Source organism: Bradyrhizobium sp. CB1717 (assembly GCF_029714325.1).
In the GTDB taxonomy this organism is placed as follows: domain Bacteria; phylum Pseudomonadota; class Alphaproteobacteria; order Rhizobiales; family Xanthobacteraceae; genus Bradyrhizobium.
In genome coordinates this window covers 2,977,360-2,993,071 of the sequence record NZ_CP121666.1, presented here as the reverse complement: position 1 = coordinate 2,993,071, position 15,712 = coordinate 2,977,360, and the positions used below count along the sequence as shown (strand labels likewise).

The 15,712-nt window shown below is 65.9% G+C and carries 12 protein-coding genes; all 12 read right to left on the bottom strand.

The window, feature by feature from the left end:
- Positions 1 to 15: 15 nt before the first annotated feature.
- Positions 16 to 915: an outer membrane protein assembly factor BamD gene (locus QA649_RS14150; RefSeq protein ID WP_283024727.1), complete on the bottom strand. Its 900-nt coding sequence runs from the start codon at positions 913 to 915 to the stop codon at positions 16 to 18.
- 244 nt (positions 916 to 1,159) lie between these two features.
- Positions 1,160 to 2,122: a UDP-3-O-acyl-N-acetylglucosamine deacetylase gene (lpxC, locus tag QA649_RS14145; RefSeq protein ID WP_283024726.1), complete on the bottom strand. Its 963-nt coding sequence runs from the start codon at positions 2,120 to 2,122 to the stop codon at positions 1,160 to 1,162.
- Positions 2,123 to 2,482: 360 nt separating this feature from the next.
- Positions 2,483 to 4,279, bottom strand: a complete 1,797-nt coding sequence (gene ftsZ / locus QA649_RS14140; RefSeq protein WP_283024725.1) for a cell division protein FtsZ — start codon at positions 4,277 to 4,279, stop codon at positions 2,483 to 2,485.
- An 87-nt stretch (positions 4,280 to 4,366) separates the two neighbouring features.
- Positions 4,367 to 5,689: a cell division protein FtsA gene (ftsA, locus tag QA649_RS14135; protein WP_018640932.1), complete on the bottom strand. Its 1,323-nt coding sequence runs from the start codon at positions 5,687 to 5,689 to the stop codon at positions 4,367 to 4,369.
- Positions 5,686 to 6,708, bottom strand: a complete 1,023-nt coding sequence (locus tag QA649_RS14130; protein ID WP_283024724.1) for a cell division protein FtsQ/DivIB — start codon at positions 6,706 to 6,708, stop codon at positions 5,686 to 5,688. The genes ftsA and QA649_RS14130 overlap by 4 nt, the downstream gene beginning before the upstream one ends.
- A 334-nt stretch (positions 6,709 to 7,042) precedes the next feature.
- On the bottom strand, positions 7,043 to 8,029 hold the full coding sequence (locus QA649_RS14125) for a D-alanine--D-alanine ligase (RefSeq protein ID WP_283024723.1): 987 nt from the start codon (positions 8,027 to 8,029) through the stop codon (positions 7,043 to 7,045).
- A 97-nt stretch (positions 8,030 to 8,126) separates the two neighbouring features.
- A complete protein-coding gene (murB, locus tag QA649_RS14120; RefSeq protein ID WP_283024722.1) occupies positions 8,127 to 9,047 on the bottom strand; it encodes a UDP-N-acetylmuramate dehydrogenase in 921 nt (306 codons plus the stop codon).
- 4 nt (positions 9,048 to 9,051) lie between these two features.
- On the bottom strand, positions 9,052 to 10,455 hold the full coding sequence (gene murC, locus QA649_RS14115; RefSeq protein ID WP_283024721.1) for a UDP-N-acetylmuramate--L-alanine ligase: 1,404 nt from the start codon (positions 10,453 to 10,455) through the stop codon (positions 9,052 to 9,054).
- Between the two features lie 122 nt (positions 10,456 to 10,577).
- Positions 10,578 to 11,678, bottom strand: a complete 1,101-nt coding sequence (murG, locus tag QA649_RS14110; protein WP_283024720.1) for an undecaprenyldiphospho-muramoylpentapeptide beta-N-acetylglucosaminyltransferase — start codon at positions 11,676 to 11,678, stop codon at positions 10,578 to 10,580.
- A gap of 114 nt (positions 11,679 to 11,792) precedes the next feature.
- Entirely contained in the window at positions 11,793 to 12,944 is a 1,152-nt protein-coding gene (gene ftsW, locus QA649_RS14105) for a putative lipid II flippase FtsW (protein ID WP_283024719.1), read from the bottom strand.
- 166 nt (positions 12,945 to 13,110) lie between these two features.
- Positions 13,111 to 14,508 (bottom strand): UDP-N-acetylmuramoyl-L-alanine--D-glutamate ligase, encoded by a 1,398-nt coding sequence (murD, locus tag QA649_RS14100; RefSeq protein WP_283024718.1) that lies wholly within the window; start codon positions 14,506 to 14,508, stop codon positions 13,111 to 13,113.
- 10 nt (positions 14,509 to 14,518) lie between these two features.
- On the bottom strand, positions 14,519 to 15,622 hold the full coding sequence (gene mraY, locus QA649_RS14095; RefSeq protein ID WP_018640940.1) for a phospho-N-acetylmuramoyl-pentapeptide-transferase: 1,104 nt from the start codon (positions 15,620 to 15,622) through the stop codon (positions 14,519 to 14,521).
- Positions 15,623 to 15,712: the final 90 nt, after the last annotated feature.

Sequence of the window (15,712 nt, the reverse complement as noted above, 5' to 3'; positions counted from 1 at the left end):
CCCATCTTGATGGCCCTAGAGGCCCATCTTCTTGAAGGTCTTGCTGATCCAGGACCCCTGATTCTCGCTCGGCTCGAGACCACCCGATTTTACAAGATTATAGGCGTCCTTGTACCAGCGGCTGTCAGGAAAATTGTGGCCGAGCACGGCGGCCGCGGTCTGTGCCTCGCCGACGATGCCGATCGCCATATAGGATTCGGTCAGCCGGTAGAGCGCCTCCTCGACATGGCGCGTGGTCTGGTACTGGGTGACGACGGCCTTGTAGCGGTTGATCGCGGCGGTGTAGTCGCGCTTCTGCGCGTAATAGCGGCCGACGTTCATTTCCTTGCCGGCGAGCTGGTCGCGGGCGCCCTCGATCTTGGCCTTGGCCGAGGTCGCATATTCGGACGTCGGATATTTGCGTATCACCTCTTCCAGCGAGGCGATCGCCTTCTCCGTGCGGGTCTGGTCGCGGCTGATGTCCGGGATCTGGTCGTAATGCGAAGCAGCGATCAGGTATTGCGCATAGGCAGCATCCGGGCTGCCGGGATGCAGCGTGACGTAGCGGGTGGCGGCGCCAATGCAGCCGTCATAGTCGCCGCCCTGATAGGAGGCGTAGGCCGACATCAGCAGCGATTTGCGGGCCCAGTCGGAATAGGGATGCTGGCGGTCGACCTCCTCGAACTTCTTGTTCGCCGCCTTCATGTCCTTCTTCTCGTTCATGAGGTACAGGCCCTCATTGTAGATCTTGTCGGCAGGCTCCTCGACGAACGTGTCGTCCTTGGCGGTGAACTTGTCCCAGAGATCGCCGGTGCCGCAGCCGGCCAGCGGCAGCGCCAGCAGGACGAAGGTGGCAGCCTGAAGCAGCCCACGGGCGGCAATCGAGGCCTTAGGCGAAATCGAAAGAGATCCGCGCGTCATACGCTGTGCCGACATGAGTTTTGCCCTGACGCCCTGTGATGCGGTGCCCGCCAGCCCATGAACCCCGTCATGAGCGCGAAATGGTGCCGTGGTGCCTGCCATGCAACCACGTCGATGTATCCAAAAACGATGCTAACCAACCGGATAGGCAGGCATTTCGCCCGGATTAAGGCGAACTCGCCGCAATGCTAGCCGATCATGGTTACCAGGAGTTTCCACGGGGCAGATCGCCGTCAAAGGCCGGCGACAGCAGGTCCCTTCAGGACACGTCCGGCCCGTAGGCGGCGGCGATCCGGCCGCCGACAATGCCGCGACCGACTTCGCCCACCGGACGGGTGGTGCGACGCACCGCCTCGCCCTCGACCACGCGCCAGGCGGTACGGTCGGCCATCAGCGCGGTCAGGACGGCGTGGTTGAGCTTGTGGCCGCCGCGGACCGAACGGTAGGCGCCGAGCAGCGGCAGGCCGGCCAGCGCGAGGTCGCCGATCACGTCCAGCACCTTGTGACGGGCACATTCGTCGGCGTAGCGCAGGCCCTCGGTGTTGAGCAGCCGCTCCTCGTCGAACACGATGGTGTTGTCGAAGGAAGCGCCGAGGGCATAGCCCGCGCTCCAGAGCCGGGCCACGTCGCACATCAGGCCAAAGGTCCGGGCACGGCCGACTTCGCGGCGGAAGCGCTCCGGATTGAGGTCGAAGGCGTAGCTTTGCTGACCGATGACGGGATTTGTGAAGTCGATCTCGACCTCGGCGCGGAACCCGTTGGCATGGGGCCGGATCTCGCCGAAGGAGTCGCCGATCTTGACCGAGACCGGCTTCAAAACCTGGATGAAGCGGCGCTGCGCGGACTGGGTGACGATGCCGGCCTGGTCGATGGCGGCAATGAACGCTGCGGCACTGCCGTCCATGATCGGCACTTCCGGCCCGTCGAGCTCGATCGTGGCGTTGTCCACGCCCATGCCCCGCAGTGCAGCAAGCACATGCTCGGCGGTGGAGACGAGCGGACCGTTACGATCGCCGAGGACGGTGGCAAGGTCGGTCGCGATCACCTGGTCGGCGGTCGCCTGAACTTCGCGGTCACTTCCCTCGAGGCCCGTACGGACAAAAATAAAACCTGCGTCGATAGGCGCAGGCCCAAGCGTGAGAGTGACGGGAAGACCGGAGTGAACGCCGACGCCGGCCACGGTGGCTTGCGCACGAAGCGTTGTTTGCCGGCTAAATTTCATCAGGAACCCGCCCCACTACGACCCATTGCGACTTATACTCGACCCGACCGATCGGCCTAGACCGTCGTGCGAATCCGTATCCCCAAGTCACGGCAAACCATAGTTGCTGCCTCAAACAGCGCCAACTCACGGTTTTTTACCGATTGTTACCCCAAACCTGCCGTATTCGCGCCAAGGCTTAACCAAATTGCGCCGGGGTTTTGGGCCGCTGCCGGCGATTTTACTGAACCACCGAATACATAATTAATGATTTAAAATCAGATGCTTGAACGTGAAATCCGGGCATTCCCGGGACAAAAGGAAAGGTCCCGGCAAGCTTGTCGCCGGGACCTTTTTTCGTCTGCCTTCTTGTAACAATCCTCAGGTCGCCTGCCGCCGCAGGAAGGCCGGGATATCAAGATGGTCGTCACCCTGTGGCGCCGGCGCAACAGGTGCGGGGCGACCATGCATGTCGAGCCCCTGCGGCGCGGGACGGCGGGCATACTCAGATACCGGCTCGCTGGTCGCGATCTGCTGCGCCACGGTCTTCTGCGGTCGGCGATCGGGCAGCGGCGGCATGGCCGGGCCGGCGGTGCGGGCGGCGACCGGCGGCTCGCTCTCCTCGTCGCGGCGGCCGAGGCCGACATTGGCGAGGCGCTGCAGCAGCGACAGGCGGGTCTTCTGCGGGGTCTCTTCCTCGACCTCACCGCGGGCCTGGCGCAGCTCGGCCTGGGCCGGCATCGGCAGCTCCTCGATTCGCGGCATCCGCGGCGCGCGGACCGGCGGGCGCTCGGCCTGCGGCGGGATGAAGTTTTCCGGCGTCATCGGCTCCTGCATCGCGACCGGGGCCATGTCAGGCTCCGGGAACAGGGTCGGCTTCTGCGCGATCGGCCGCACGGTGACGTCGCCATAGGTCTGCGGCGCGGGCGCCTGCGGGGCTTCAGCAACGGCAGCCGCGATGGCAGCGAGCGCGGCGCGCTCGACGTTCGGGCGCGGTGCGACCGGAGCAGCCGCGGGAGCGGCGGCCGGGATCTGGGCTTCCAGCTTCTGGGCGCGCTCGGCCAGGCGCTGATTGTCGGCGCGCAGACGCGCGGTCAGGTCGGCGAGACGGCTCTCGGCAACGGCGGCGGGAGCAGCGGGAGCCTGCTGCACCACCTGCGGCGCCGCGTTCGCGACCGGCGCGGAGGTCGCCTGGCTGTTGCGGGCGATCGCCGCCTGCTCGATGCCGGTGGCGACGACCGAGACGCGGATCAGGCCGTCGAGCGCTTCGTCGAAGGTGGCGCCGACGATGATGTTGGCGTCCTGGTCGACTTCCTCGCGGATGCGGGTCGCGGCCTCGTCGACTTCGAACAGCGTGAGGTCCTTGCCGCCGGTGATGGAGATCAGGAGGCCCTTGGCGCCCTTCATCGACGAGTCGTCGATCAGCGGGTTGGCGATCGCAGCTTCCGCAGCAGTCAGCGCGCGCTTGTCGCCGGAGGCTTCGCCGGTGCCCATCATCGCCTTGCCCATTTCCCTCATCACCGCTCTCACGTCGGCGAAGTCGAGGTTGATCAGGCCTTCCTTGACCATCAGGTCGGTGATGCAGGCAACGCCCGAATAGAGCACCTGGTCGGCCATCGCGAAGGCGTCGGCGAAGGTGGTCTTCTCGTTGGCGACCCGGAACAGGTTCTGGTTCGGGATGATCAGGAGCGTATCGACGACCTTGTGCAGCTCGTTGATGCCGGCTTCAGCGGTGCGCATGCGGCGGCCGCCTTCGAAGTGGAACGGCTTGGTCACGACGCCGACGGTGAGGATGCCCATGTCGCGCGCGGTCTTGGCGATGACGGGGGCAGCGCCGGTGCCGGTGCCGCCGCCCATGCCGGCGGTGACGAACACCATGTTGGCGCCCGAGAGATGGTCGCGCAGCTCGTCGATCACCTCTTCCGCCGCCGCGGCGCCGACGTTCGGCTGCGAACCCGCGCCGAGGCCTTGCGTAACCGCCGTGCCCATCTGCACGATGCGCTGCGCCTTCGACATCGTCAGCGCCTGCGCGTCGGTGTTGGCGACCACGAAGTCGACGCCCTGAAGGCCCGCCGTGATCATGTTGTTGACGGCGTTGCCGCCGGCGCCGCCGACGCCGAACACGGTGATGCGGGGCTTCAGTTCGTGAATATCAGGAACATTGATGCTGATGGTCATGGTTGCCTCTCGATCACGCGCGCGTGGGTTCGCCCCGGCCGGCGGCCGCGGGAGTTGGTGAAAATGGGAGATTGCGGAAAGGAGTCATCAGAAGCCCTCGCGTAGCCATCGTCCAACCTTTCCAAAATAACCGCCGGTCCCTGTTCTGACCTGCTGCCGCGTATGCCGCGGTTCGACATGTTCCTGGTGAACATATTGCGGGTAGACGAGGAGTCCGGCAGGCACCGCGAACGCGGCGTTCTTCGCCTCGTTGGGCAGCCGGCCGAAGCCAAGGGGACGTCCGACCCGCACGGGCCGGCCGAGAATTTGAGTTCCGAGTTCGACGAGACCGGTCAGTTGCGAGGCGCCGCCCGAGAGCACGACACGGCCGTTGGGCTCTGACGCGAAGGGCGAATCCTTCAGCCGGTCCCGGACCATTTCGAAGATTTCCTCGGCACGGTGCTTGACGATGTTGGCGATGGTAGCGCGGGAGACGATCTGCGGCAGATCCTGCTCGTCACCGGCTGTCGGTACAGACATCAGCTCACGCGAGTCCGATCCACCGGTGATGACCGTCCCGTATAAAGTCTTGATTCGCTCGGCATCGGCAATGGTCGCGGAGAGTCCGCGCGCGAGATCCATCGTGATGTGTTGCCCGCCGACCGCAAAACCCGCCGCATGCACGAAACGGCCGCCGGAATAGACCGCGATCGTCGTGGTGCCGGCGCCCATCTCGACGACGGCCGCGCCGAGATCGGCCTCGTCGTCGGTCAAAACCGACAAGCCGGCGACATAAGGGCTCGCCGCCATGGCTTCGACATTGATGTGGCAGCGTTCCACCGCGAGCATCAGGTTCCGCGCCACGGTGGCATCGCAAGTGACGACGTTCATGTCGACGCCGAACTGGTGCGCGACCATGCCGCGGGGATCGCGGATGCCCTTGACGCCGTCGAGCGTGTAGCCGACCGGCAGCGCGTGCAGCACGGTACGGCCTTCGCCGGTGGCGTGGCGCATGCCGGTGGAGGTGACGCGGCTGACGTCGGCCGGCGTCACGGCGCCGCCGCGGATGTCGGCGGCGGCTTCGACCAGCTGACCGGAGAGACGGCCGCCGGACACCGAGAGCAGCACGGACTCGACCCGCACCTTGGCCATCTTCTCCGCCAGCGCGACGGCCTGGCGGACCGCCTGCTCGCATTCCGTAAGATCGACCACTGCGCCGGCCTTCATGCCGCGCGACTGGATCTGGCTGTAGCCGATCAATTCCACCGCGTGGGTGCGGCCGCGCAAGGCATCGCTCGGCGCCGACGGCTTCAGCCGCGCGATCATGCAGGCGATCTTGCTGGTGCCGATGTCGAGACAGGCGACCAGGCCGCCGCGCTTGTGCGGCATCTGGCGCGTCTTCGGCGTCTGGGTGCGATCAAGACCGGTCATGCAGCGTCCCCGGCCTTCTTTTTCTTCTTGTCCTTGAACTGGTCTTCGCGCGCCTTGGCGGCGTCGTCGGACAGCTGCACCACCAGCCGATCCGGCAGGCGCATGTCGACGGCGACGATGTCGCGGGAGAACAGCTTGTCTTCCTTGTCGAGCCTCGACAGCATCGCCAGCGCATTGCCGACGTCCTGCTCGGGCAGGCGGATGTCGAGGCCGTCCTTCAGCCTCAGGTTCCAGCGCCGCTCGCCGACATAGACCGCAGCCTTGGTCACCGCATTGACCTGCGGATAGCGCGCCAGCAGCGCCAGGAAATCGCGGGCCTGGGTGTCGGCGCCCTTGCCGACCACGAGCGGCAGCGACAGGAAGCGGCGCGAGACATAGGGTTCGAGCACTGCGCCGTCGTCGGCGATGACGGAGAGGCGGCCGGCCTCCTGCCACAGCGCGAACGCCTTGCGCTCGGTGAGCTCGATCATTAGCTGGCCCGGATAGAGCTTCAGCACGGTCGCATCCGCGATCCAGGGATTGGCCTTGAGCTTGTCGCGCACGGCATCGGCGTCGAGGAACAGCAGCGAGGAGCGGCCGCTGACGCCGCCGATGGCGAGGATCTCGTCCTGGGTGAGCTGCTTGCGGCCGTTGATCACCACAGAGGTGATGCGGAAGCCGGCGGAATTGGCCATGGCGTTGCGGGCGTCGCTGACCGCGGTGATGAAATCCTGGAGATGGCCGCCCTTGACGATGCCGAAGCCGCAGCTTCCGAGCAGCAGCAGCACGGTCATGGTGATCCCGACCCGGCGCGGCGCATAGCGCTCGACCAGCGCGACCACGCGCGGCGGCGGCTCGCGCTCGACGACGGCCTTGGCCCTGGCTTTGGTCTTGATCTTGGCGGCAGCGCGCTGCTCCTCGCGCTTCTCTTGCACCCACTCGCGCAGAAGCACGACCGCTCCGATAGCGGCCGCCTTCAGGTCAGCTTGGGGCCTCAGCGATCTGAAAAGCGACCGGGTGAGGCTTCCTGCTCCATCCATTGCACGAGCTCGTCAACAGTTTGCCCGCGACATCGCGCGGATCCTGGCGAACATGACGTCTCGGTGCCGGGCCGGGTGTTGGTCTTCAGCAGAAGAAGCCTCTCCCCTTCAAAGCGTTCGCTGGAGGTGACATCACCCGCCACAGCTCACGCGCCGGCAGCCAAAGCGCCATATGCGCCGCCAGCGTTAACCTTCGGATGTCCTGGTAAACAAAAGGTAAAGTTCGTTAACGCCGGACGCTTTTTGCCCAGCCAAGTGAGGCATTTATGCCGCGATGTCCGGCATTTTACCCAAACCGGGCCGTTTCGCCGGTCCGGCCGTTAACCAGTCCTAATTATTTCCGCACGCCCCGCCCGGCGAGCTCGACCAGGCCATGCAGGAACTCGACGAATTCGATGCCCTCTGCTTTCAGCGCCTTGGGGTAGAGCGACGACTTGGTCAGCCCGGGCAGCGTGTTGGTTTCGAGATAGACGAGGCCCCGCTCTGAGACGATGAAGTCAGAGCGGGAGTAGCCGGTGCAGGACATCGCCCGGTGCGCCAGCATCGCCTGCTCCTTCAGCGCGGCGGTGACCTCCGGCGAAAAGCGGCCGGGACAGATCTCCTGGGTCGAGCTCAGGAGATATTTCGCGGCGTAATCGAAACTGCCCTCGCCCGGAATGATCTCGATCGGCGGCAGCGCGATGATCGTGCCATCGGTGCGCTCCAGCACGCCGCAGGTTGCCTCGATGCCGGCGATGTAGGGCTCGATCACATACTCTTCGTGCTTCGCGGCGTTGCGGACGGCGACGAGATCCTGCTTCGCATTGACGAAAATCAGGCCGTAGCTCGATCCGTCGCGCGCCGGCTTTGCGATCAGCCTGCCATATTCGGCGAAGGCCTCGTCGATGTTGTCGAGCGCGACGTTGGCCGGCGACGTGACGCCACCAAGCGCGGCGAAGCGCTTGGCTGCGATCTTGTCGAAGGCGAGATGGGAGGAGGCCGAGCCCGAGCCGGTGAACGGCACGCCGCGCGCCTCGCACATCACCTGCAATTCGCCGTTCTCGGCGCACCCGCCATGCAGACCGAGCACGAGCACGCGATCTTCCGCCTTGGCCTTGTCCAGCGCCTGCGCGAGCGGGATGCCACGCGTACCGGGCTTGAACTCGTCCTCGAACGGGCGGGCATGCTCGAGCAGTTGCCTGGACTGCACCACATGCACCTTGTCCTCGACGTCCCACCACCACAGATCGGCCTCGGACAACGCCTGATGCAGCGCCTGGGCCGAGGCGACCGAAACCAGACGCTCGCGGTTGGAGCCGCCGAAGAGGATGGTGATGCGCATTCGTGTCCTCGTACTTGGTCATTCCGGGGCGCGCAAAGCGCGAACCCGGAATCTCGAGGTTCCGGGTTCGGTGCTTCGCACCGCCCCGGAACGACAACTAAGCGGAAACCCCGATCCGCTTGATTTCCCAGTGCAGCTCAATTCCGGAATTCGCCTTCACGCGCTCGCGCACGGTCTCGCCCAGCGTCTCGATATCGTGCGCGGTGGCATCGCCGGTGTTGATCAGGAAGTTGCAGTGCATCTCGGACACCTGCGCGCCGCCGACGCGCAAGCCGCGGCAGCCGGCGGCGTCAACCAGCTTCCAGGCGGAATGGCCGGGCGGATTCTTGAAGGTCGAGCCGCCGGTCTTCTCGCGGATCGGCTGCGCGCTCTCGCGATGGCTCTGCACCTCCGCCATGCGCGCGCGGATTGCCTCCGCATCTCTGATCTCGCCGCGAAAGCGCGCTGAGGTGAAGATGATGGAGGGATCGACGCCGCTGCTGCGGTAGACGAACTTCATGTCGGCGTTGGAGAAGACATGCTTGGTGCCGTCACGCCCGACGCCCCTCGCCTCGATCAGCACGTCCTTGGTCTCGCCGCCATTGGCGCCCGCATTCATGCGCAGGGCGCCGCCGATCGTGCCGGGAATGCCGAAGAAGAATTCGAGCCCGCCGATATTGGCGGATGCCGCCACCTCCGCCACGCGCTTGTCGAGCGCAGCCGTACCCGCGGTGACGATGTCGCCACTCGCGGTCGCCTCGCCGAAGGCACGCGGTGCGAGGCGGATCACCACGCCGGCGATGCCGCCGTCGCGCACGATCAAATTGGAGCCGACGCCGATGACATAGACGGGAATGTCGGAAGCAAGATGCGCGAGGAAATAGGCGAGATCGTCCTCGTCCGCCGGCGTGAACAGCACCTGCGCAGGACCGCCGACGCGAAACCAGGTGAGCTCGGCAAGCGACTGGTTCGCCAGCAGCCGGCCGCGCAGGTCGGGCATCGCGGCTTTGAGAACGGGGGTGATGTCGGGGAAGCTCACCACCTCACCCCAGCGCCTTCAATTCGCCGGGCAGCGCGTACGCCCATTGCGTGATGTTGCCGGCGCCCAGGCACACGACGAGATCGCCGGACTTCGCCAATCCCTTGACGATGCCTGCGAGTTCCGAGGCCGCCGGCAGCGGGATCACCTCGCGGTGGCCGTGCGCGCGCAGGCCGGCAACGAAATGATCGCGGTCGATGCCTTCGATCGGCGCTTCGCCGGCGGCATAGACGTCGGCGACGACAACCGCATCGGCATCGTTGAAGCAGGTGCAGAATTCCTCGAACAGCGATTGCAGGCGGGTGTAGCGGTGCGGCTGCACCACGGCGACGATCTTGCCGTTGGTGGATTCCCGCGCCGCCTTCAGCACCGCCGCGATCTCGACGGGGTGATGGCCGTAGTCGTCAATCACGGTGACGCCGTTCCATTCGCCGGTCTTGGTGAAGCGGCGCTTGACGCCGCCGAAGCCCGCGATGGCCTTGCGGATCGCGTCGTCGGAGACACCGAGCTCGCGCGCGACCGCGATCGCGGCCGTTGCGTTGGAGGCGTTGTGGCGGCCCGGCATCGGCAGCATGAGATCAGCGATCTCGTGCACGTTGCCGGTCTTGCGATCGCGGAAGGCGACCTTGAACTTCGATCCGCCGCCCATCGGGGTGAGATCGACGAGCCGCGCGTCCGCTTGCGGGTTCTCACCATAGGTGATGATGCGGCGATCCTCGATCTTGCCGACCAGGCTCTGCACCACGGGATGATCGATGCACATCACGGCAAAGCCGTAGAACGGCAGGTTCTCGACGAAATGGCGGAACGCATCCTGCACGGCGTCGAAGGTCTTGAAGTGATCGAGATGCTCGGGATCGACATTGGTGACGATCGCGACATCCGTCGGCAGCTTCAGGAACGTGCCGTCGCTCTCGTCGGCCTCGACCACCATCCAGTCGCCGGCACCTAGCCGCGCGTTGGAGCCGTAGGCATTGATGATGCCGCCATTGATCACGGTGGGATCGAGCCCGCCGGCATCGAGCAGCGTTGCGACCATTGTGGTCGTCGTGGTCTTGCCATGGGTGCCGGCGATCGCGACGCAGCTCTTCAGCCGCATCAGCTCGGCCAGCATCTCGGCGCGGCGCACCACGGGAATGCGGCGTTCGCGCGCCGCCATCAGTTCCGGATTGTCGCGCTTGATCGCGGTGGAGACCACCACGACCTCGGCACCGTCGACATTCTCGGCCTTGTGGCCGACCGAAACCTTCGCGCCCTTCTTGCGCAGGCGGTCGAGATTGTAATTGTCGGAGGCGTCCGAGCCCTGCACGGCGTAGCCGAGATTGACCAGCACCTCGGCGATGCCGCTCATGCCGATCCCGCCGATCCCGACGAAGTGGATGGGTCCGATCTCGCGCGGCAGTCTCATGCTCTGTTCCCTGACCTTGCCGCCGGAAAGGCGGCATCTGGCGAAGGTCACGGCCAAATCAGCCGCGCGCCCTTCCTACTGGATGCCCCGCTTTGGAAGGCCATGACAAGGGCTTTTTCGCGTCAGATTCCAGCGACTTTGACCACCAGATCGGCCAGCCGCTCGGCGGCATCGAGCCGCCCTGCGCCCTTCGCGGCCGCGGCCATGGCGGCAAGGCGTGCCGGTTCGGCGGCGAAGCCGGAGATTTCGGCGGCGAGGCGGTCGGAGGTGAACTCGGTCTGCGGGATGCGGATGGCGCCGTCGACCTTGGCCAGCACACCGGCATTGGCGAACTGGTCCTGGTCGATCGAGCCCGGCAGCGGCACCAGGATCGAGGGCCGCCCGATCGCGGCAAGCTCGGCGACGGTGCCGGCGCCGGAGCGCGACACGATCAGATGATTGGAGGCGAGCCGCGCCGGCAAGTCGGTGAAGAACGGCGCGAGCTCAAACTTGATCTTGAGCTTGTCGTACACCGCGCGGACACGCGCCATGTCCTCGTCGCGCACCTGCTGGGTGAGGATGAGACGGCCCCACAGCGCAGGCTCGAGCCGCTCGATCGCGCCCGGGACGATGTCGGCCATGATGCGTGCGCCCTGGCTGCCGCCGACCACGAGCAGGCGCAGCGGACCGTTGGTTTCGGGCGCCGTGTATTGCACGGCAGCTGCCGCGAGGATCGCGGGCCGCATCGGCGTGCCGACCGTCGTGGTCTTGCCTGACAGCGCCGGATCGCGATCGAGCACGCCGGGCAAGGATGTCGCGATGGCGCGGACGCGGCTCGACAGGAACCGGTTGGCGCGACCGAGGACCGCATTGGCATCGTGGATGATGCCGGGGACGCCGGCGAATTTCGCCGCGACCAGCGGCGGCAGCGTCGGATAGCCGCCGAAGCCGACGACGGCGGCCGGCTTCAATCGCTTGATCAGGCTGTAGGCCGACAGCGTTCCGGCGGCGAGCGTGAGGCCGGCATAGGCGAGCTGGAGCGGATTGCGGCCGCGCGCGGTCTCGCTTCTGACGACGTCGATCATGTCCTTGCTGAACAGCCCGCTATAGCGCAGCGCGCGCTCGTCGGTGACGAGGCGGACGCGAAAGCCGCGCCGGATCAGCTCGACGCCAAGCGCCTCGGCCGGAAACAGATGGCCGCCGGTGCCGCCCGCGGCGAGAAGAATCAGGGGGGAGGTGTCCATAAACGCCCTTTTACAAGGCCCTTGCCGTCATTGCGAGCGCAGCGAAGCAATCCAGGCTGTCCCCGCGGAGACACTCTGGATTGCTTCGTCGCAAGAGCTCCTCGCAATGACGACTTAGGCGTAACTCCGCATCGCCTCGGCGTGGCCGCTGGCCTCGACCTCGGTGCGCGGACGCAGCCGCGTCAGCGCCAGCATCATGCCGACACCATAAGACAGCGAGACGATCGAGGAGCCGCCATAGGAGATGAACGGTAGCGTCATGCCCTTGGCGGGAATGAGCTGCAGGTTCACCGACATGTTGATCGCCGCCTGCACGCCGAACAGGATCGCGAGCCCCGAGGCCGCAAAGCGCGAGAACATGTCCTCATTGGCATAGGCGCGCGACAGCGTGCGGATGACGACGAAGGCGAACAGCGCCAGCATGGCGAGGCACAGCACGATGCCGAACTCTTCGGCCGCGACCGCGAACACGAAGTCGGTGTGGCTGTCCGGCAGGCTGCGCTTGGCGATGCCCTCGCCCGGCCCGAGGCCGAGCCAGCCGCCGTTGTAGAAGGCCTCCATGGCGGTATCGACCTGGAAGGTGTCGCCCGAGGCCGGATTCATGAATCGCTTGATGCGCCCCGCCACATGCGGGACGAAGAGATAGGCGCTGAACAGGCCGGCTGCGGCGGCGCCCGCAAGACCGAACACCCAGATCATGCGCATGCCCGCGATGAAGAACAGCGAGCCCCACACCATCAGGATCAGCATGGTCTGGCCGAAATCCGGCTCCATCACCAGCAGCGACACCAGCATCAACAGCAGCACCAGCGCCATCGAGGTCGCCGGCATCTCCGGCCGCTTGGTCGATTCCGCGAACAGCCAGGCGGCGATGACGACGAAGGACGGTTTTGCGATTTCGGAGGCCTGGATGTTGACGCCGAGCAGCGTGATCCAGCGCCGCGAGCCCTTCACCTCGGGGCCGATCGCGAGCGTCAGCACGATCAGGATGATGCTGGCTGCGAAGATGATCAGCGCCGAGCGGCGGATCGCACGCGGCGACAGGAAGGACACCCCGAGCAGCACCAGGCAGGACGGGAGGAGGAACATCACGTGGCGGCTGAAGAAATGGAACGGATCGAGCCCGATGCGGGTCGCCACCGGCGGGCTCGCCGCCAGCGACAGGATCACGCCGGTGAGCATCAAGGCCAGGATGGCGCCCATCAGCGGCTTGTCGACGGTCCACCACCACTCGGAAAAGGGGGTGCGTTCTTCACGGGAGAGCATGGGCGGCCGCTTTCGGACAGAGGTCCGTCCATTGGTCGCCGAGGTTGGTTACCGGGGGGTTAAGGAACTGCGGATGTTTGGAATTGTAGGATGGGTAGAGCGAAGCGAAACCCATCACTTCCAGGAGAGCGATGGGTTTCGCTTCGCTCTACCCATCCTACGGTCCTCACACCACCGGCTTCAGGCCCGGCAGCGCCTGCACCAGCTCGCGGAACTTGGCGCCGCGGATCTCGAAGTTGCGGTACTGGTCGAAGGAGGCGCAGGCCGGCGAGAGCAGCACGACGGCGTCGGCAAGACCCGAGGCTTCCGCATCGCGCGCGGCGTGCTCGACCGCGACATCGAGGGTCTGGCTGATCTCGTGCGCGACCGTGCCGAGCGTTCCAGAAAACTCCTGCGCGGCCTCGCCGATCAGATAGGCTTTTCGGATACGCGGGAAGAAGCCGGTGAGGCCAGTGATGCCGCCCGCCTTCGGCTTGCCGCCGGCGATCCAGAAGATGTCGGAAAAGGACGACAGCGCATGCGCGGTGGCGTCCGCGTTGGTGCCCTTGGAGTCGTTGACGAACAGCACGTTGTCGCGGCGGCCGACCTGCTCCATGCGGTGCGCAAGGCCCGGAAAGCTGCGCAGGCCGTTCTGCAGCACGTCCTGGCTGATGCCCATCGCGAGTGCGGCGGCGGCCGCACAGGCCGCGTTCTGCGCATTGTGCAGGCCGCGCAGCGAACCGATACCGCCGAGCGCGGCGACTTCGCTGCGGGCACCGCCCGAGGCGCGCACGATGTTGCCGTGCTCGAAATAAATGCCGCTCGCCAGCGGATTCTTGACGGAGATGCGCACCACATTCTTGCCGGCGCGGTCGAGCCGGTCGGCGATGTCGCGGCAAAAGCCGTCATCGACGCCGACGATCGAGGTACCGCCGGCCTGCACGCCTGCGACGAGGCGTTCCTTCACCGCGGCATAATGCGCGAGCGTGCCGTGGCGGTCGATATGGTCCTCGCTGACATTCAGCAAAATGCCGACCGAGGGATCGAGCGAGGGCGTGAGGTCGATCTGGTAGGACGACATCTCGATCACGTGGACGCGGCCCATGCGCGGCGGCTCCAGCGACAGGATCGCGGTGCCGATATTGCCGCCCATCTGGGTGTCGTAGCCGGCGACCTTGGTCAGATGCGCGATCAGCGCCGTCGTGGTCGATTTGCCGTTGGTGCCGGTGATGGCGACGAACGGCGCGTTCGGCGCGTGACGCCGCCGTTCGCGGCAGAACAGCTCGATGTCGCCGATCACCTCGCAGCCTGCCTCGCGCGCCTTCAGCACGCTCCAGTGCGGCACCGGATGGGTCAGCGGCACGCCGGGCGCGAGCACGAGGGCTGCGAAGTTCGCCCAGGAGACGTTCCGCAAGTCAGCGGTGATGAAGCCGGCCTGCGCGGCCTTGGCGACATTCTCGGCGTTATCGTCGGCGGCGATCACCTCGGCACCGCCCGCCTTCAGCGCGTGGCACGAGGCGAGCCCCGAGCCGCCGAGGCCGAACACCGCGACCGTCTTGCCGGCGAAGGATGTAACGGGGATCATCGTGGTACCGTCAGCGCAGCTTCAGCGTGGAGAGGCCGGCGAGCGCCAGCATCACCGAGATGATCCAGAACCGGATCACGATCTGCGGTTCGGTCCAGCCGAGCTGCTCGAAATGGTGATGGATCGGCGCCATCCGGAAGATGCGCTTTCCGGTGAGCTTGAACGACACCACCTGCACGATGACGGAGACCGCCTCCAGCACGAACAGGCCGCCGATCACCGCGAGCACGATCTCGTGCTTCACCGCGACCGCGATCGCGCCCAGCATGCCGCCGAGCGCGAGCGAGCCGGTGTCGCCCATGAAGATCGAAGCTGGTGGGGCATTGAACCAGAGAAAACCGAGACCGGCCCCCAATAGCGCGCCGCAGAGCACCGCGAGCTCGCCGGTGCCCGCGACATATTTGATCTGCAGGTAATCGGCGAACACGGCGTTGCCGGCGAGATAGGCGATCATCGCAAAGCTCGCGGTCGCGATCATCACGGGCACGATGGCGAGGCCGTCGAGACCGTCGGTGAGGTTCACCGCATTGCCGGCGCCGACAATGACGAAGGCGCCAAAGACGACGAAGAACCAGCCGAAATGCAGCACAGTGTCCTTCAGGAACGGGACCGTCAGCGCGGTCGACGCGGGATCGCGGTTCAGCCGCACCAGCGCGTAGCAGGCGACCAGCGCGATCGCCGCCTCGATCAGCAGGCGGAGCTTGCCGCCGAAACCGGTCGTGGTCTGCTTGGTCACCTTGAGGTAGTCGTCGTAGAAGCCGACGAAGCCGAAGCCGAGCGTCACGGCGAGCACGATCCAGACATAGGGATTGAGCGGATTGGCCCACAGCACGGTGCCGACCGTGAGGCCGGACAGGATCATCAGGCCGCCCATGGTGGGCGTGCCCTTCTTGCTCAGATGCGATTGCGGGCCGTCAGCGCGGATCGGCTGGCCCTTGCCCTGGCGGATGCGTAAGTGGTCGATGATCCAGGGCCCGAACAGGAACACGAACAGCGCGCCGGTGACGATCGCGCCGCCGGTGCGGAAGGTGATGTAGCGGAAAACATTCAGGAGGGTACGAAACGCACCCAGGCTCGGAAATGTATTGGAGAGCTCGATCAGCCAGTAAAACATTCAGACGGTCCTATGGCGCCTTTCGCACGCGGCCTTGTTTCTGGCCCCGACGTGCCTCACGCGCATTCGCTTCATCATGGGTCGGGCGAC